At 61.9% G+C, this 17,108-nt stretch carries 16 protein-coding genes and 4 pseudogenes; 12 read left to right on the top strand and 8 right to left on the bottom strand.

The window, feature by feature from the left end; all coding sequences use genetic code 11:
* The first annotated feature begins 2 nt into the window (after nt 1-2).
* The 5 genes from A3M3_RS0107065 (at nt 3) to A3M3_RS0107040 (ending at nt 4,140) form a co-directional block, all read left to right on the top strand.
* Nucleotides 3-1,001, top strand: a complete 999-nt coding sequence (locus A3M3_RS0107065) for a sugar phosphate isomerase/epimerase family protein (RefSeq protein WP_028265758.1) — start codon at nt 3-5, stop codon at nt 999-1,001.
* A 149-nt stretch (nt 1,002-1,150) separates the two neighbouring features.
* Nucleotides 1,151-2,020 (top strand): TolB family protein, encoded by an 870-nt coding sequence (locus tag A3M3_RS24075; protein WP_035741469.1) that lies wholly within the window; start codon nt 1,151-1,153, stop codon nt 2,018-2,020.
* 26 nt (nt 2,021-2,046) lie between these two features.
* Complete coding sequence (locus A3M3_RS24070) at nt 2,047-2,559, top strand: heme-degrading domain-containing protein (RefSeq protein WP_051423300.1); 513 nt, start codon at nt 2,047-2,049, stop codon at nt 2,557-2,559.
* A gap of 113 nt (nt 2,560-2,672) precedes the next feature.
* Nucleotides 2,673-3,371, top strand: coding sequence for a DsbA family oxidoreductase (locus A3M3_RS0107045; protein ID WP_028265756.1), 699 nt, complete (start codon nt 2,673-2,675; stop codon nt 3,369-3,371).
* A 127-nt stretch (nt 3,372-3,498) separates the two neighbouring features.
* On the top strand, nt 3,499-4,140 hold the full coding sequence (locus tag A3M3_RS0107040; RefSeq protein ID WP_028265755.1) for a TetR/AcrR family transcriptional regulator: 642 nt from the start codon (nt 3,499-3,501) through the stop codon (nt 4,138-4,140).
* Nucleotides 4,141-4,171: 31 nt separating this feature from the next.
* Here A3M3_RS0107040 and A3M3_RS0107035 read toward each other — a convergent pair whose 3' ends face one another.
* The 4 genes from A3M3_RS0107035 to A3M3_RS0107020 all read right to left on the bottom strand — a co-directional run bounded on the left by A3M3_RS0107035 (nt 4,172) and on the right by A3M3_RS0107020 (nt 6,943).
* Complete coding sequence (locus A3M3_RS0107035) at nt 4,172-4,912, bottom strand: LytR C-terminal domain-containing protein (protein WP_081736717.1); 741 nt, start codon at nt 4,910-4,912, stop codon at nt 4,172-4,174.
* Complete coding sequence (locus A3M3_RS0107030) at nt 4,905-5,204, bottom strand: type II toxin-antitoxin system VapB family antitoxin (RefSeq protein WP_028265753.1); 300 nt, start codon at nt 5,202-5,204, stop codon at nt 4,905-4,907. The genes A3M3_RS0107035 and A3M3_RS0107030 overlap by 8 nt, the downstream gene beginning before the upstream one ends.
* A 636-nt stretch (nt 5,205-5,840) precedes the next feature.
* Nucleotides 5,841-6,428 carry a TetR/AcrR family transcriptional regulator gene (locus A3M3_RS0107025; protein ID WP_081736716.1) on the bottom strand — a complete coding sequence of 196 codons (588 nt, stop codon included), beginning with the start codon at nt 6,426-6,428 and terminating at the stop codon, nt 5,841-5,843.
* A gap of 335 nt (nt 6,429-6,763) precedes the next feature.
* Nucleotides 6,764-6,943 (bottom strand): hypothetical protein, encoded by a 180-nt coding sequence (locus tag A3M3_RS0107020; protein WP_028265751.1) that lies wholly within the window; start codon nt 6,941-6,943, stop codon nt 6,764-6,766.
* 760 nt (nt 6,944-7,703) lie between these two features.
* Here A3M3_RS0107020 and A3M3_RS0107010 point away from each other — a divergent pair.
* Both A3M3_RS0107010 and A3M3_RS0107005 read left to right on the top strand, forming a co-directional pair.
* Nucleotides 7,704-8,042, top strand: coding sequence for a cupin domain-containing protein (locus A3M3_RS0107010; RefSeq protein ID WP_028265750.1), 339 nt, complete (start codon nt 7,704-7,706; stop codon nt 8,040-8,042).
* A gap of 323 nt (nt 8,043-8,365) precedes the next feature.
* A complete protein-coding gene (locus A3M3_RS0107005; RefSeq protein WP_081736715.1) occupies nt 8,366-9,865 on the top strand; it encodes an APC family permease in 1,500 nt (499 codons plus the stop codon).
* Nucleotides 9,866-10,453: 588 nt separating this feature from the next.
* On the opposite strand, the pseudogene A3M3_RS29490 reads toward A3M3_RS0107005, so the two are convergent.
* From A3M3_RS29490 to A3M3_RS0106985, 4 genes and pseudogenes are all read right to left on the bottom strand, one after another.
* A pseudogene (locus tag A3M3_RS29490) lies at nt 10,454-10,743 on the bottom strand (OpcA/G6PD domain-containing protein); the annotation flags it as partial.
* An 18-nt stretch (nt 10,744-10,761) separates the two neighbouring features.
* A pseudogene (locus A3M3_RS27325) lies at nt 10,762-11,224 on the bottom strand (glucose-6-phosphate dehydrogenase); the annotation flags it as partial.
* Between the two features lie 15 nt (nt 11,225-11,239).
* Nucleotides 11,240-12,873: pseudogene (locus A3M3_RS24060) on the bottom strand (glucose-6-phosphate isomerase).
* A 5-nt stretch (nt 12,874-12,878) separates the two neighbouring features.
* Nucleotides 12,879-13,151 (bottom strand): hypothetical protein, encoded by a 273-nt coding sequence (locus tag A3M3_RS0106985; RefSeq protein ID WP_028265746.1) that lies wholly within the window; start codon nt 13,149-13,151, stop codon nt 12,879-12,881.
* A gap of 420 nt (nt 13,152-13,571) precedes the next feature.
* Between A3M3_RS0106985 and A3M3_RS0106980 the strand changes: the two genes are divergently transcribed.
* From A3M3_RS0106980 to A3M3_RS24055, 5 genes and pseudogenes are all read left to right on the top strand, one after another.
* Nucleotides 13,572-13,949 carry a cupin domain-containing protein gene (locus A3M3_RS0106980; RefSeq protein ID WP_051422984.1) on the top strand — a complete coding sequence of 126 codons (378 nt, stop codon included), beginning with the start codon at nt 13,572-13,574 and terminating at the stop codon, nt 13,947-13,949.
* 9 nt (nt 13,950-13,958) lie between these two features.
* A complete protein-coding gene (locus tag A3M3_RS0106975) occupies nt 13,959-14,444 on the top strand; it encodes a dimethylamine monooxygenase subunit DmmA family protein (protein WP_028265745.1) in 486 nt (161 codons plus the stop codon).
* A complete protein-coding gene (locus A3M3_RS0106970) occupies nt 14,441-15,418 on the top strand; it encodes a PDR/VanB family oxidoreductase (protein ID WP_028265744.1) in 978 nt (325 codons plus the stop codon). Before A3M3_RS0106975 ends, A3M3_RS0106970 begins: the two co-directional genes overlap by 4 nt.
* Nucleotides 15,415-16,413 (top strand): heme-dependent oxidative N-demethylase family protein, encoded by a 999-nt coding sequence (locus tag A3M3_RS0106965; protein ID WP_051422986.1) that lies wholly within the window; start codon nt 15,415-15,417, stop codon nt 16,411-16,413. Before A3M3_RS0106970 ends, A3M3_RS0106965 begins: the two co-directional genes overlap by 4 nt.
* 128 nt (nt 16,414-16,541) lie before the next feature.
* Nucleotides 16,542-17,108: pseudogene (locus A3M3_RS24055) on the top strand (primary-amine oxidase); the annotation flags it as partial.

Genomic DNA, 17,108 nt, shown 5'->3' with positions numbered 1-17,108 from the left:
CAATGTCCCGCCCGTATACCCTGTTCACCGGCCAGTGGGCCGATCTGCCCTTCGAGGAAGTCGCCCGCCTGGCCTCCGGATGGGGCTACGACGGCCTGGAAATCGCCGTCTCCGGAGACCACCTGGACGCCTGGCGCTGGGACGAACCCGGCTACGTCGAGAACAAACTCGCGGTGTTGGAGAAGTACAACCTCAAGGTCTGGGCCATCTCCAACCACCTCAAGGGCCAGGCCGTGTGCGATGACCCCATCGACTTCCGCCACGAGGCCATCGTCGGAGCCAAGGTCTGGGGTGATGGCGAACCCGAAGGCGTGCGGCAGCGCGCCGCCGAAGAAATGAAACACACCGCCCGCCTCGCCCGCGCTTTAGGTGTGGATACCGTCGTCGGGTTCACCGGCTCCTCCATCTGGCAATACCTCGCCATGTTCCCGCCCGTCCCCGAGAAAGTCATCGACGCCGGCTACCAGGACTTCGCGGACCGCTGGAACCCCATCCTTGACGTCTTCGACGAATGCGGCGTCCGCTTCGCCCACGAAGTCCACCCCTCCGAGATCGCCTACGACTACTGGACCACCGTGCGCACCCTGGAAGCGATCGGGCACCGGGAAGCGTTCGGACTGAACTGGGACCCCTCGCACTTCATGTGGCAAGGCATCGACCCCGTCTCCTTCATCTGGGACTTCAAGGACCGCATCTACCACGTGGACTGCAAGGACACCAAGCTCCGCCCCACCGGCCGCAACACGGTCCTGGGCTCCCACCTGCCCTGGGGCGACCCGCGCCGCGGCTGGGACTTCGTCTCAGCCGGACGCGGCGACGTGCCCTGGGAATCGAGTTTCCGGGCCCTCACCGCGATCGGCTACACCGGCCCGATCTCCGTCGAATGGGAAGACGCCGGCATGGACCGCCTCCACGGCGCCCCCGAAGCCCTCGCCGCCCTCAAAAAATACGACTTCCCGCCCTCACAAACCTCCTTCGACGCCGCCTTCAGCCAGGACTAAGCACCCCTCCAGTTAGCGCGAACTGGCAGCAGATGACCCCAAAATCCGATGTTGCGGGCATCTGCTGCCAACTCGCGCCAAAGACGAAAGGTCGTACGCATGTCTCGGACCACAGCACCCGATGAGGACGGATTCGTCGAGGAAGCACTGTGATAAGAACCCTCCAACCCGGCCAGCGCTGCGAAGTGTGGAGCGCCTCTGCCACCGGCACTTCCGAGCTAGCCTTCACCACGGACAAGCTGCTGCTGGAAGCTCCCAACTGGACGCTCGATGGCCAGGCCCTGATCCTCAATGGTGATGGCGCCCTGTGGCGGCTGAAACTTTCCGGAGGCACGATCGAAAAGCTGGCAATCACCGGCATCCCGGACCTCAACAACGACCACGTCCTCGCGCCCGACGGCTCCACCATCTACCTCTCGGCGAATGACGGCCACATTTACCGAGCGGCCCTCGACGGCGGAGAAGCCACCAAGATCACGGACGACGACGGGTCCTTCCATTTCCTCCACGGCGTCAGCCCCGACGGACGGACACTCGCCTACGTCGGAATAGAAGCGGGAGACTTCACCCAGCCGGGCAGGCTGATGACGATCCAGGCCAGCGGCGGCCCCGCGGCGGCGATCGACATTGATGGCCACTGCGATGGACCCGAGTTTTCTCCAGACGGCGAGTGGCTGTACTTCAATACCGAGGCCTTCACGGACCGGCCAGGCCACGCCCAACTCGCCAGGGTGCGGGTCGGCACCGGAAGCACAGCCGAACGCATGCTCCACAGCGAAACCGTCGACTGGTTCCCGCACCTCTCCCCCGACGGGCGCCTCGCCAGCTACATCCGTTTCCCCGGCGGAACGGTGGGCCACCCCGCGGACTTGCCGGTCGACGTCGTGCTTGTCTCAACAGATGACTGGGCGACGCCCCTCCACGTGTGGCCGCTCTTTGGCGGCCAGGGAACGCTTAACGTCAATAGCTGGTCTCCTGACTCCGAGCGCTTCGCGTTTATTGCGTACCCGGAAAACTGATGGCAAGAAGAAAGGTGAACGGCCGCATGACCGACATTCCCACTGTTGAAGCACTTGAACGCCAGGAGGAGGAACTGCTTTTCACCTCTTTCGACCACGCAGACGCATGGAAGCTCGGCTCCCGGCTCACCGAGATGGCGCAGGTGGCCGGCCACTCGATCGGCATCGACATCCGACGCGCCGGGCTCATCCTTTTCCGCGCCGCTCTACCCGGCATCACACCAGACCAGGAATCCTGGATCGCGCGGAAGTCCGCACTCGTGCTGCGGATGGAAGCGAGCAGCGCGCTTGTGGAGGCCCGGCACGCCTCTGCCGGAATAGATGCGGTCGCCGCAGGGTGGCTGGGCACCGACTATGCGGTGACCGGGGGCTCGTTTCCGGTGCGGGTCCGTGGCGTTGGCGTCGTCGCGGCCGTCACGGCGTCGGGACTTTCGTCGCAGGCGGACCACGAACTCATCGTCGAAGGGATCCGCCAACATCTCGCAGCTGAATCGGACCACCGATGCGCAAACGGTTCCACGACGCCTGGATACCCGTAGCGCCTGCCCGTTTCTGCATCGCATACCATTTAGCGTGTCGTGGATGCCGTGCTGTGACCAGTCGAACAGGCCAGCTCGGGAATGACGCGCCTGAATTTCGGGTTGTCGACATCATGAAGATTGAGATCTGGTCGGACGTCGCTTGCCCGTGGTGCTACATCGGAAAGCGCCGGTTCGAAAAGGCCCTGGGAGAATTCCCACACCGCGACTCGGTAGAGATCCAGTGGCGCAGCTACCAGCTGGACCCGAGCCTCCCTGAACACTACGACGGCACCGAGCTCGATTACCTGAGCAAGCGCAAGGGCATGAACCCGGCGCAGGTCAGTCAGATGTTCGAGCATGTGGCATTGCAGGCAAAGGGCGAGGGCCTGAACTACCGCTTCGACGACGTCGTGGTGGCCAACAGCTTCACGGCGCACCGCCTCATCCACCTCGCGGCCGCCCACGGCCAACAAGACCAAGCCAAAGAACAGCTCCTGAGCGGCCATTTTGAACACGGCGAGGACATCGGAAGCCAGGAATACCTGACCAAGCTCGGCCGCGATTTGGGCCTGCCGGAAGCGGAAATCGCCGAATTGTTCAGCACCGACAAGTACGCCGAGAACGTCCGCAGCGACATCGCCGAAGCCCGGATGATCGGAGTCACCGGTGTGCCGTTCTTCGTCATCGACCGCAAGTACGGTCTCTCCGGCGCGCAGCCGTCCGAGGTCTTCAGCCAGGCCCTCACACAGGCGTGGCAGGAAGCCAATCCGCTAGTCGCCGTCGGCAGCCCCGACGCCGAAGCCTGCGGTCCCGACGGCTGCGCGATCTAGCGTCTTTCGATACCGCCCCTCCGCGAACTGGCAGCAGGTGACCCCAAAACTGCGTCCGGAGGTCATCTGCGGCCAGTTCGCGCCATGCAGTCACGGCTTTGCTGACAGATCGCTGTAAAGTGTCTGTATGCCTAGGATTACGGCCGCCAGCAACGCGGCGCAGCGCGCTGAAACCCGACGCCGGATCCTGACCGCTTTCGGTGAGCTGCTCTTCACCCACGGCCTGCCCGGACTGACCATGACCGATGTCGCTCGGCATGCGGGCGTCGGCCGGACCGCGGTATACAACTACTACGCCGACATGGAACAACTCCTGATCGCCTATGCCTTGGACGAAACTGAACGCTTCCTCGGCGACCTGCGCGAATCCCTGGCTGCCCTGCCGAATCCCGTGGACCGCCTGGCCCTCTACGTACGTGCCCAGGTCGAGGATCTGAGCCGCCGTCATCTTCCTCCGGGCCCTGCCATGGCGGCCGTCCTGTCCCCTGCTTCCTTTGCGCAATTGGCGGATCACGTCGGCGAACTCAACGTGTTGCTCCAGGACATCCTGCGCGACGGGATAGCGGCGGGCTACCTACCGCCCACCGACGTCGAGCAGCTCGCCAGGCTCATCCACGGAACGCTCTCCTCCAGTGCGGCCCGCGGCAATGCGGCGAGCGGGTCGGAGCCGGAAGAACTGGAGAAGCGCTTGCTTCAGACCGTTCGGTTCGTCCAGTTGGGCGCGGGAGCAAGGTTCGACGACGGCGGCCGGCCCGCGCACTTGGCGTGACACTGCCACTGGGCTAGCACTGCCACCGAGGCTAGGGCGTGGGCGGCGGGAGCACCGGCAGCTTCGAATTGTCCGCAATCCGCTGGTCTTGGCGAGGACAACTGAGCTTACCCGGGGTGTTGTCTACCAGTTCCGCCGGCACCAGCGCCGAGAAACCGGGAGCGAGGATGATATCCACGGAGGCATCCGCCCGTTGGTCCTGGAAGAAGTCAGTGTTCGGAACGTTTCTTTGGATGTTGAACGCTGCCGCTTCGCCGCTGGATCCCGAAACAACCATGGCCGAGCCCGTGTAGCTGGTGGTGGAGTTGTCGACGCTGCCCACGATGTATCCCCGGGCTTTCAGCTGGTCGGCCACGTTCTTGGCCAGACCAGACCTCCCGGCTGCGTTGTAGACATTGACCTGGATCTTATTGTTGGGCGTGTAGTCAAAAACAGTCGTCGGGCACACGGCCGCCGGTGCACTGCTCGCAAGGGCGGAGGGGAAGCGGATCACGCCGTTCATGACTGCCCAGGCGCCCACAAGACCTGCAACGATCAGCCCGATGAGCAACGCGAGAACGATCCCATGCAAGAGGCGGCGGCTGAACCACCCGGGATGGCTCTCAGGTCCAGGAGAATCCACAAAGGTCGCCCGGAGTTCCGGCCCAGTAACAACACGATGCCCGTGCAGAATCGTCGGGTCTTTCTGACGATTCGGATGGTTCCGGCGCTTCCTCGGATTCGCGTTATCGGGCACAGCCACCTGCTCTTCGGGGATTGTCTCGTTAACCATCTATCACAAGCACGCGCGCGTGGATGGCCGTGCGCTGGTGTAGCGCGGTACGGACTGCACGGTGGAGCCCGTCTTCGAGGTACAACAAGCCCTGATACTGCACCACATGCGGGAAGAGATCTCCGAAGAAGGTTGAGTCCTCGGCCAACAGCGCTTCCAGGTCAAGGGTGCGTTTGGTGGTGACAAGTTCATCGAGCCGAACAGGACGCGGTGGCAGTGCGGCCCAGTCCTTGGGCGTGGAATAACCATGGTCAGGGTACGGGCGTCCCTCGCCCACAGCTTTGAAGATCACTGTGCAAGCCTAAAGAAGTAAGCCGTCCAAGGGAACTTGTGAGAAGTCGGGCATCAAGGTTGTGGCCAAAAGGTAACCGTTTGAAGGGTGGACGGCATACACCGAACTACGCACTTCCACGATTGCGGCCGTCGCCGGTTTCAGGTGACCAGAAAGAGGGCATGGCGGCGTTCTCCGAGGAGAGGGCCCAACATTTTGAGCAACGGAAACAGCCCAACATCCGGCTCCACCAGCATCCTCGAGACGAAACCGGGATGGCACCGATCACGCCAGCCCCTAAACCAGGGAAAGGCGCATTAGATGCAGGAACCCTACAACGGGCAAGCGATCCAAGAGTAAATTCAGGCTCTAGCATCCGAATGCAGTTATCGCGCCAAGGGTGACCTGACCTGCGGAAGCGCCGATTTAGTCATGGAACGGGAGTTCTGGCAGCTACTTCCACTCCCGGTAAAAGTCACCGGTCCTGGAGCGCTTGAACCTCCGGCCAGCGAGGTGCGCCAGCCGACAGGCGACGCTGATGGCGCCCAAGCTACTCCCGGCCCATGAATACCCCGCGTGCCATTTCCAGTCGAAAGTTACCACTCGGAATGCTCCTGCCGGGACCGACCTCTCCGCGTTGCCACGTCGTGAGGACTGTTACACGCAGGCCTTGGTCAGTAGTGCATCAAGCATCATGAAGAACAAGCCACGGTGATCGGCCGCCTTCGGGTCGGTCATGTATTGAACGGACGCTCCGTCGTAGATCATCAGGAAAGACCTCACGAGCGCAGGGATGGCAATACAGCAGTGGTCACCATTGTTTTGTGCCGCAGCGGAGAATATGTTTCCCAGTTCAACTTCGTAGGCCGGATAAATCTTCGCGGCCAGCGGGCTCACCGGGGCATTACGTGCTGCCCACAGAATGAGTTCGATCTCAGCAAGGAGGCTGGCGGGCTCTTCTTCCAGTGCGCGCCAGTAGCCTTCGGCTACTTGTTCCACGGCCTTACGAAGACCTAGGTGGACCGGGACCTCGCCGGAAAAACTGCTGAGGTTCTTCAGCCAAGCCTCGGCGGCCGCCTCCATAAGCTCTTCTTTACCGCTGAAACAGTAGTGAACGGCGGCCAAGGGAGCATTGGCCTCTTTGGCGACGGCCCTCATGGTCACGGACTGAACGCCCTCACGCCTCATTAGTTCCACCGTCGCTGAAATCAATTGTTCTTTTCGATCTTTCGCGGCTACCCGCATAGCTCACTCCCCAGTCTCCGATTTCAGTCCGTCTGAACACGTCCTAAGACTATTGCTTGGAGAGTAAAAGGTCCCACCTTCGTCTTGAACGACCGACCTGAATTTCTGTTCGGTCTTGGGTGGATAGCGCCATATGTAAGCACTCAAGGTGGTTGCCAGGCTGGGTCCTGTCATGGCCGGGACACCCTTCTTTCAGACGGAAGGGTCCAGAGGGAGACTGATCCGCTCTCACTGGCGGAGGGTTGTACAGTCTGGAGTGCACAAGCGGGTGATCGGAACCTCTCCAGATCCCTTGCCTGCCCATGTTCTTAGGGACAGGCTAGCCGCGTACTTGGTCAGCTTGCCGCGGGGGTGTTGGTGTCGATGTCCTGGGACGTGCCGTTCAGGTATCGTTCGAGGGAGTCGTCCATGGCGTTGAGCCAGCGGGTGTGGTGTTTGACTGCCATGGTGCCGGTGACCACGGAGCGGTGGATCATGCCGCGGTATCCCGGGATGCCCTCGTGCTTGTGCTGCATCCAGTCCTTGAAGAGCTGGGAAACGGCGTCCAGGTCGAAGGGCGGGTAATCGGTGGCGTCAATGAGTTCGCGCAGGTAGTCCTTCTGGAAGTCAACAGAAGAACTGGCACACCGTCCGTCAGACCGTCGGCAATCACCGCTGCGACACCGCCGCCGAGCTGGAACTGTTGAACCGGATCTTGGCGCTACAGCGGCTGTTGACGAATCATTTCGAGCCACGGCAGAAGCTCCTGGCGAAGGTCCGGACCAGAGCGAAGATCAGCAAAACATACCACCGGCCCGCGACTCCGTTCCAACGCGTTCTGGCCGACTCCGGCACCGTCTCCCGGGACGTTAAGACGCGGCTATGGCGGGAAAACACGCCCCTGAACTCGGCCGGCATCCCACGTCAGATCCAGGCACTTAGCGCCGAACTCCTAACACTGACCAACACGAACAGGGCACCAAACCCCAGCCCGCCATCCGGGCAAAACCAAATGATTCCCCGGGGCGTTCAAGAAGACTTTTTCTCAGAAGGGCGGGGTGAGAAATTATGGCAGACCATTGACTTAGACGCTCGTCCCTGTCACAGTGGACAACACCGTGATTCAGATCACCATTACGCGATCTGACCCGGATTTATCGAAACATCCCACACTGCAAATAGCGCGCTTAGGGATATGTCGCGCATAAGAAAGGGTCTAAAGCAATGGGCGCGACCACACCTCAGTTCCTGACACCCACAACAGGGGAAGAGATCGAATTCTGGTCAATGAGGCCCATGAAGCCCATGAAGGACGAATGGCAACGATTGCTCTGCAGATTCATCAATGCCGATCCTGTGGGCAGCTGGGATGACTTCATATTGTCGGAGTGGGAACTGAGGTCCTGCGGTTGGGAAGATTTCCACCCCCACACCGAGACGAACTTCCTGATGGAGGGCGAACTCCACATCGAGAGCGAAGGCAAGACGGTCATCCTGAAGCCCGGAGATTCAGCCCGCGTAAACCCGGGACAACTCGGCAAATACTGGGCGCCTGTCTACGCTCGAATGTTCACTATCTATGGCCCCAACCCCAAAGGTCTGGAGTCACACTCCTTCCGATACTTCGAAATCTAACCGAGTTACAGCCGCACCACAGGCCCTACACGGTCTCCACAAGTTAAGGCCCAAGGGTCACCTGCCCCAACGCCTCGCCTGTAATCGGAGGACAAACGTCCCGCTACATGTTCGGGCTAATCTCGCGCAACGGCTAACCCGCCCCGCTGAGCGTTTGAATGTGGCAAACCACCATCCGCACCACTCGCGTCTATATCCCGGACATAAATCCGGAACGCCAGACATCTTTGGTCACTGAGTGGTGTCTGGCAATGGCAAGGTGCCGTCTCACCGCTGCCCGCACAATTGTTTGTGTTTATCACTGCCATTCAAAGGAGAATCTTATGAGTGAAAACAGTTTGAGCGCTGTCGATGACCTGAAAAGGTCGATTGACTGGAAGCAGGGTTTGTCCATTTCACTGGGCGTGCCTTTGCTGATACTACCGTCCTTGGGCTATATCCCGCTGTATTTGTCAGCCGCAGCAATTCTTATCTGGGGGCTGTCGGTGGTTCAAGGTTTCTTCCAAAACACGGCGTACGCCGAAATGGCCACCACGTTCCCCAAAGCCTCTGGCCTACCGGGCTATGCACAGCACATATTCCGCACCGAAAACTACAAGGGCAAGTACGACAAAGGCAAGCTGATCGGCGGCTTCAGCGCATGGAGCTACTGGTTCGCCTGGAACCCCGTGCTGGCGATCTTCGCCATTCTGGTTGGCGGCTACCTCCATGGGCTGTTCCCGGTGCTCGCCGAGACATTCACCGAATATCAGCTTTCGTTGCTTTCAGGTCTGGTAATTTTCGCGGGACTATTCGTGGTCAACTGGTTCGGCCTTAAGGACGGCGCCATCCTGGGTTACATCCTGGCGGCTGTTTCCCTGATACCGCTGATTGTCCTGGCTGTGGCACCTTTTGCCACAGGGCACGTTGACCTGGCCAACATCACTGGCAACTGGTTGCCGGCCGACTGGACATGGGACATGCACCACGTCCTCATTCTCTTTGGCATCTTCGCGATCGCACAATGGAGTGCTTGTGGGTGGGAAACGGCAGCCATCTACGGCCCGGAATACAAAAATCCGGCCAAAGATGTTCCCAAGGCGCTTTATGCTTGCGGCATCATCTGCTTCTTCTCGTACGTTCTGGTCCAAACAGCCGTTATCGGCGTCCTGGGCGTTGACGGTGTCAAGGCCGAGCCTGTCTCACCCCTGATTCCGGTCGCCCGGGCTGTCTTCGGCCAAGCCGGTTCCATCGTCACCATCATCGTGCTGATCGCCGCCATGGTCCTGATCATCCAGACGGCCTATCTTGGTTCGTCCCGTGCCATGCACTCCATGTCGGCGGAAGGCAACCTCCCCAAGGTCTTCGGCAAAACGAACGGCCACGGAACTCCGTTCGTTGCCTTGCTTGTCACCGCAGCATTCAACATGGTCCTGATTTCGCTTGGATCCCTCGCGGCAATTCTTGCGGCCGCTGCGATCGGCTACACCTGCGCCAACGGCATCAGCCTGTTCGCCTACGTCAGGGCCAGGAAGCACCCCGCCTTCGCTCAACTGGAACGGCCTTTCAAAGCACCCAAGGGCTGGAAACACGTCGCCATGCTCTTTGGGCTGTTCAACCTGCCCCTGTGCCTGATTGGGGTGGTTTACCTGAACAGCCTGGAGATCGGCTGGACCTCAACCTGGCTCGGCTTTATCGTGCTGGCACTCTACATTCCGATCTGGTTCTACTCCCAACGTGAATCCAGGCGCGCGAATCATGAACCAGCCGCCGCTGCCCCCTTTCTAGCCCGCGATCCCGATGAGGACGCCGCTGCCCTGGAAGAGCTTCCGACTGGCAGGTGACACGGGATAACGCCTGAATACTGGCCCCATGGCAGGGACCGAACTCCAACTCAGGACCGCAACAACTCTCGTTGTTTCAGCATCAAATCCTCGGGATGAATCCGGTCGCCGCTGTCACCAATTCAGGACCCTCGGGCCGCGCCAGCTCGGAACCGAGCTGGCGCGGCCACCGGTGATACCTCCCTAACTACGCAGGCAGGAACCCAGGAGCGAGTTTTACTCGCGGGGCACCCGAGCAGAAAATCACTGTTGGAACAGGCACACAACGACGGGTAGCTAACGCCTTGTACCAGCAGGCGCGGCAGGAAATGTCCACGCGGCAAACGGATCCCCGCGTGGATGTATGGCAGGCCGAGGAAGGAAAACAGATGTTCCCGACCGCCGAGAAAAGGCTGGTGGGCGGTTGCGGAAATTTCGCTGTTTGCTTGCGCTCTCCCGCGGCCGCGGGCCCTCGCTGCGCGAAAGCCCCGGTCTGACATTTCCTTTGCTACCGCATTCGCATCCGGTTAAACAGTGGTCAGTGAAAAGCGGCCCCGGTTTCGTCCTCGCTCCGCGCTGACGATTGACCGGGAGCTGCTTTTTTGGGCGCATTTTGGAAGTTCCGAGATTTTGAATGGTTTCTCCGAAGACCTCATCGGGGTCGAGACGGCGCAGTTCTTCGGCAAGGCAGTCCCGCAGGCTGCGGTGTGGGAGGGTGATCCGTTGGGCGGGTTGGCCTGGTTGGGTCAGCTCGGCGGTAGACAGGCCGCGTCCGCGACGATGGTGACGGGGGCGTCCAGGGCTTGGTGGAGCCAGGCGGCGAGGAGGATCGTGCTGGGTGAATCGGAGGCGCCCTCGACTTCGATCGCTGTGACGAGGGATTCGCTTTCCTTGGCGAGTTCCCCGTAGCCGCGCAGCACGATGTTCTGGACCGTTTCCTTGCCCAGGTAATGATCGACGCGGAACACCGCGTCCGGCGGGACCACGGACTCCACAATGTCGTTCAGCTGCAGGGCGGACTCCAGGTCAGGACCGAAAGGCTTCTCGATCACCGCCCGCCGCCACTGCCCGTCCCCGGCCTGCGCCAGGCCTGGGCGGGAGAGCTGCCGGCAGACCCCTGACCTCGTTGGCGAAGTCCTCGTTGCTCCACTCGCGCCGGCCAAAACCGAGCAACGCGAAGCTTGGCGGCAGCAGGCCCCGGTTGGCGAGGTCGTACACGGCGGGCAGGAGTTTCTTACGGGCAAGATCGCCGGTGACTCCGAAAAGAACCAGTGATGACGGCCCGGCGATGCGGTTCAGGCGGCGGTCACGCGGATCCCGGAGGGGATTGCGGCGGGTAGCCTTTCCGGTGGACCTGTAACCGATTTCAGTTTCTGGCATGTTTGGGTTTGTGCCTTAGCTTTCGAGCGGGCTGGTCTGGCCGGCCAGCGCAGCGATGATTTCCTGGAGCTGGGCGACCCCGGCTGTGCGGTCCGTGAGGTGCAGGCGCAGGACCGGGCGGCCGTGGTTCTCCAGGACCTGGGCGTCTCCGGCGGCCTGGGCCGCGATGAGCTGACCGAAGGTGAAGGGCCGTTCCGGGATGGCGATGTCGCCGTTCGCGGAAGCCGTTACCTGCAGGAATGAACCGATCGCGGGCCCGCCTTTGTGGAACTGTCCGGTGGAGTGCAGGAAACGCGGACCCCAGCCGAAGGTGACCGGGCGGCCGCTGAGGCGCGGGCGAGTTCCTCGCGGACACCCTCGAACCCGGCGTACGCGATCCGGTCGAAGTAGGCCTGGACGCTGAGGTAACTGTCGTCGTCGAGCGTTCCCAAGAGGGCCCCGACGGCTTCCTCTGCGGTGGCTGCGCCACGGAGGAAGTCACCGCCGCGTACTTCGATCGCGCCGTCGGTGAACGCGGCGGGGGTGGGTTCGGGGCGGGCGTCCAGCAGGCCGCGCGCGGCGATCTTGGCGGCCTCGACGTCGGGCTGGTCGAAGGGGTTGATGCCCAGCAGGCGCCCTGCGACGGCCGTGGCGAATTCCCAGAGGAACATCTGCGTGGCCAGGCCACCGGCGATCGCCGCTTCGTTCTCACCGAGTTCGACGTCGGAATCCGCACCGACCAGACGCACCACCAGGACGTCCTCCGCGCCGCTGCTGACCTCGGGGGCGGAAGGACCGGCAACGACCGGCAGCACGCCCGTGCCGTGCTTGCCGGTGGACTCGGCGATGAGTTGTTCGGCCCAGTCCGCGAAACCCGCAATGCCGGAGCCGTCTTCGACGATGAGGATCTTGTTGCGCAGCGGGGTGGTTCCGCCCAGGGCAGCACCGAGCCGGAGCCCGATGTTTTCGAAGGAGTCCTCGTTCAGGACCTCCGCTGCTTCCTCGGCCTCGTCCAGGAACGCCTGGATATCGACTCCGGCGAGGCCGCTGGGGACCAGCCCGAAGGCCGTGAGCGCCGAGAAGCGGCCGCCGACGTTCGGGTCGGCGTTGAAGACCGCGCGGTAGCCGGCTTCCCGGGAGGCCTTGTCCAGCGGGGACCCCGGGTCCGTGACGATGATGATGCGGCTCCTGGCATCGATGCCGGCCTCGGTGAAGGCCTGTTCGAACACCCGTCGCTGCGAGTCGGTTTCCACGGTGGAGCCGGACTTGGACGAGACCACGATGGCGCTCTGGGCCAGGCGGTCCGTCAGGGCGGCACCGACCTGTTCGGGGTCGGTGCTGTCCAGCACGGTCAGCTCGACGCCGGCGGTGCCGGCAATGACCTCCGGGGCAAGCGAAGAGCCGCCCATGCCACACAGGACAATACGGGAGACGCCTTCGGACCTGAGGGCATCCCGGAGTTCCAGGATTCCTTCGACCAGGGACCGGGAAACGGTAGCCGCGTCCACCCATCCAAGACGGACGGCGGACTCGGACTCCGCATCGGCACCCCACAACGTGTGGTCCTTCGCGAAAATCCTCGAGGCGATCCGGTCTTCAACAAGGGCCGGGACGTGCTGCTCGATGGCCTGCTGCGCAGCACCGCAGGCGTCATAGCTGAGAGTGTTCATGTGGGTTAGGAAGCCTTCCGTGCAGAGGCAAGGGCACCTTCGACGTCGGCCAGGAGTTCCTTCCAGCTGGCCACGAACTTGTCCAGGCCCTCGGACTCAAGCTGGGCGACGACGATCCGGCCGCTCAGGTAGATGTGGCGTGCCAGGGTAACTACCTGCTGTTCGTCGATTTTGGCCGTCGTGGCCGCGATCTCGTCCCTGACGAGGGACAAGTTGGGCACAATTTCTTTTGCCGTGCCGTCGTCCACCACGGTCCTCGCGATTGCTGTCAGATTCACGGTTATTCCCCCTTCATTTTTGCAATGCTCCGTGGGCCTGGTGCGGACTCGAGTGATCCGGTCACGTGGCTCCAAGGCTGACATGAACACTTGTTCTAGTCAATGGTTCACAAAATACGATAGCCGTCTTAATTGACCCCGAGGCGTACATTCTGGGCGGAATATTCATGTGGAACGGTTGACTTATACATCTGTTCATGTGAAAGTTTGTGGAACGCGCTTCCGTGACCGGCATCACAACGCCAGTAGGACTCAGGGCAGAGCTCGACTGGTCCCTTTGGAAACAGAGAATGCCGGATTCGCAAATCCCCGTTCCCGGAATCCAACCGGGAAAGGGGATCTCAGCGCAGTTCCATCACCCAACCCAAGACGAACAGTTCTAACGAACCATGCACGTCACTATTCATGGAGGAGAAACAAATGGAAACCGTTGTAGGAACACTGAGTAAGGCCGGATCCATCCACAAGGTAGTTGGCGGTTATTTGGGCCTGCCGCCGATGAACGAGCCAGGGACCGTCGCTGCCATCGGTGACTCCCTCCACAACCCCGAAGGCTCGGTCATGTGCGCCGGATTCTTCGAGCTGAAGGCTTCCGAGCCGTTGGTGTACACGTACACCTACGACGAAATGAAGGTCGTCATCAAGGGCGAATTCATCCTCACCGACGAAACCACAGGCGAAGTCACGCACGCAAAGGAGCGCGACGTCCTGTTCTTCCCGAAGGGAACCACAGTCAAGTTCGAGACCCCCGAGTACGGCCTGGGGTTCTTCACCGGCGACCGCACCTTCGCCCCGTAAGGACCGACCATGCGTTCCGCGTCCATGCCGCCGGCAGCAGGCACAGGCCTGGAACCTGGTTTCCGCGGTGTCATCTGTGCGTCTTTTGGCGCCACAGGTGACACCGCGGGTCTAGACACCGGTGTCCAGCCCAGGCATGACCTTCGTTTCCAAGCTGCAAACCACGAGGCCCTCACGGAACTGAGGTCCGCGCTCGGGCGTTCGCACGTCGGAGTCCGCCTCGTACTCGCCGGCCCGCCGGCGGACATCCGCGCAGCCGCAGCCGCAGCAGCGGATTGCGGACTGCAACAGGAGGAGCTCACCCTCCTGAACGACGAGACCGCACCCCGGGTAATTTACTGCCCGCATTGCCATGCCACCACGGCAACCGTTCGCGAAGCGGGCTCCGAGGTGCAGTGCCAGGGATGTGCCACCACTCTGGCTACAACCGATCACTTCTCGCGCCGAATGGGCGCGTACCTGGGGTACTCAGCCCACGCCGAGGAGGCATCATGACTATCACGGCGCTCCCGATCACTGCCCACCCGGCCGTGGAAGGCGGCCTCCAGCTGGAGGTGACGAACGTCAGTCCCCAGACGGAATCGATTGTCAGCATCACGTTGGCTGATCCGTCGGGGGCACGCCTTCCGTCCTATGTCCCGGGCAGCCACCTGGTTGTCCAGTACGGCAGCGGCGTGAATGCGTATTCACTCACCGGTTCGGGCAACGCCCCGTCCGAATACGCCATCTCAGTCCTCCGGGTCGAGGACGGCGCGGGCGGCTCAGTGGCGATGCACCATCTCGCGGTCGGCGACCGGGTGTATGTCTCGCGTCCCCGCAGTGCTTTTGCCCCGGCATCTACAGCCACCCACCATCTGCTGATCGCTGCGGGAATCGGCATCACGCCGGTACTCTCGCACGTCAGAGCGGCCGCCGACCGCGGCACGACATCATCCTTGATCTACGTGTACCGGCCCGGGACCGGCGCCCACGTCGAGGAAGCCAGGGACCTGCTGGGACCCGCGCTGACCGAATGCAGCGACCGCGGCAGTTTCCAGAATGTCCTCACCGAACGGCTCATGACCCAGAGCCTGGGAACCCACCTCTACGTCTGCGGCCCGATTGCCTTCATGGATGCAGTCCTGAATCAGGCTCAGGAGCTGGGATGGCCACCGGCGAGGCTGCACTCGGAAGCCTTCGGGGCGGCCGAACTGGACGACGGCGAGCCGTTCACGGTGAACTTGGTCCGCAGCGGCCTCAAGCTGGACGTGCCGGCCGGCGTGTCGCTGCTGGAAACACTCGAAAGGGCAGGGAAAACCATCCCCAACATGTGCCGCAAAGGCATCTGCGGGGAATGTGTCCTGCCGGTCCTCCGGGGAACCCCACAGCACCGGGACCTCTACCTGACCGATCAGGAAAAGGCCGAGAACACCACAATGATATGCTGTGTTTCACGCAGCGAAGACCCAGAATTGGAGTTGGACCTTTGAGCATCACCATTGGCAAAGACACTGACGCCGCCACCCTTCCGGAACGCATCAGGCGCTTTCCTTTCCCCTTCACCGGTGAAAGCTACCGCTACAGCGCCAACGTCGAACCGGCCAACAAAAACGTGCCGACAGACGCTGGCGCCTGGGGAGCCGGAGTCATCGACATCGACGAGTTCTACCTCCAGGAACTGGCCGACCGCGACCAGATCCTGACCCGGGACCCCTCACGCATGCAGGTCCTGCCCCATATGCGGCCCGCCGTGTGGGACACGATCGCCACGCTGCTGCCGGCCATGGCCGAAGATTACCCGGACATCATGTCCTTCCAGCGCGAAGGGAACGCCTGCCGCTGGCAGAACAAGCTGCAGGGCCTCGACGTGGAGTTCACCGTCGGCGACGACGACTCGCTGCCCATGGGCCCCCTGCGGTTTTTGGGTAGCCAGATCCAGGATGACATCGTTCTCCTCGACATTCGAGACAACACGATGTGGCTCGACGCCGGGCTGGTCTCCTTCGCCGCGGACTGGTCCTTCAACTTCGACGTCGGCATGAACTTCCTCGAAATCCACGGGCCCGTCCCGCGGGTCAAGGAAGAAAACATCATCAAGCGCGCCGAGCAGTTCCTCCTGCGCCTGCAGCCCGGAGAACAGTTCCGCCGCACCAACTGGACCATGACCGTCGGCAACCGCTTGGACACCTCCACCGAAACCTACCCCGAGTGGGGCCCGGACCGCGGAACCATCGCTACCGACCCTGACATGCCTGACAAGCTCCACCTTCGCGTCGAGGTCCAGCACCTGATCCGTCTCCCCCACACCGGAGTCCTGCTGTTCCTGATCCGCAGCTACCTCCTGCCCCTCAGGGACATCGCCCAGGTCCCCGTCTGGCGCGAGAGGTTTGGCCACGTGCTGGCAGAGCTCCCGGAAGACATGGCCGAGTACAAAGGCATCATCCGCTACCGCAAAGCGGCGTCTGACTGGCTGCTGGCCGGCTAACGAGCGCGCCCTGTCAGAGGGCTGGCTGGCCGCATCCAGCCGGTCCCGAATCACAGGCACCCTCACCCTGATCAACCAACTCTGTACCACAAGCTCGTCCTCAAACAGGACCAATCAAGGAGATAATCATGACTATCAGCAGTGAAGCTCAAGCCGTTGTTGGGACGGCGCATCCGTTGGATCCGTTGTCGCGGGCGGAGATTTCCCGTGTGGTTTCGATTTTGAAGGAGGGGCCGGCTGCGGGGGAGTCGTTCCGTTTTATCAGTGTTGAGTTGCGTGAGCCGTCCAAGGCGGATTTGCGTGGTGGTGTGCAGGTGGCGCGTGAGGCGGACGCGGTTTTGGTGGACCGGGCTCAGGGGCGTGCGTTCGAGGCGGTTGTTGGTCTTGATACGGGCACGGTTGATAAGTGGGCTCAGCTTGCTGTGGGTGTTCAGCCGCCGTTCATGGTGGATGAGTTTGCCGAGGGTGAGGAGAGTTGCCGGAAGAATCCCGAGGTTCAGGCTGCTTTGGCCAAGCGTGGGATCACGGATATGTCCTTGGTTTGTTTTGAGCCGTGGTCCGTGGGGTATTTCGGTGAGGATGATGAGGGGCGGCGTTTGATGCGTGCCCTGGTTTTTGTTCGGGACGAGGCGGACGATAGCCCGTACGCGCACCCGATCGAGAACTTCATTGTGATCGTGGATTTGAATTCCGGT

The sequence above is a fragment of the Arthrobacter sp. MA-N2 genome, from assembly GCF_000517125.1.
GTDB classification, from domain to species: Bacteria; Actinomycetota; Actinomycetes; order Actinomycetales; family Micrococcaceae; genus Arthrobacter; species Arthrobacter methylotrophus.
The sequence above is the reverse complement of the archived record's forward strand: the minus strand, read 5'-3'. Positions and strand labels throughout refer to the sequence as shown.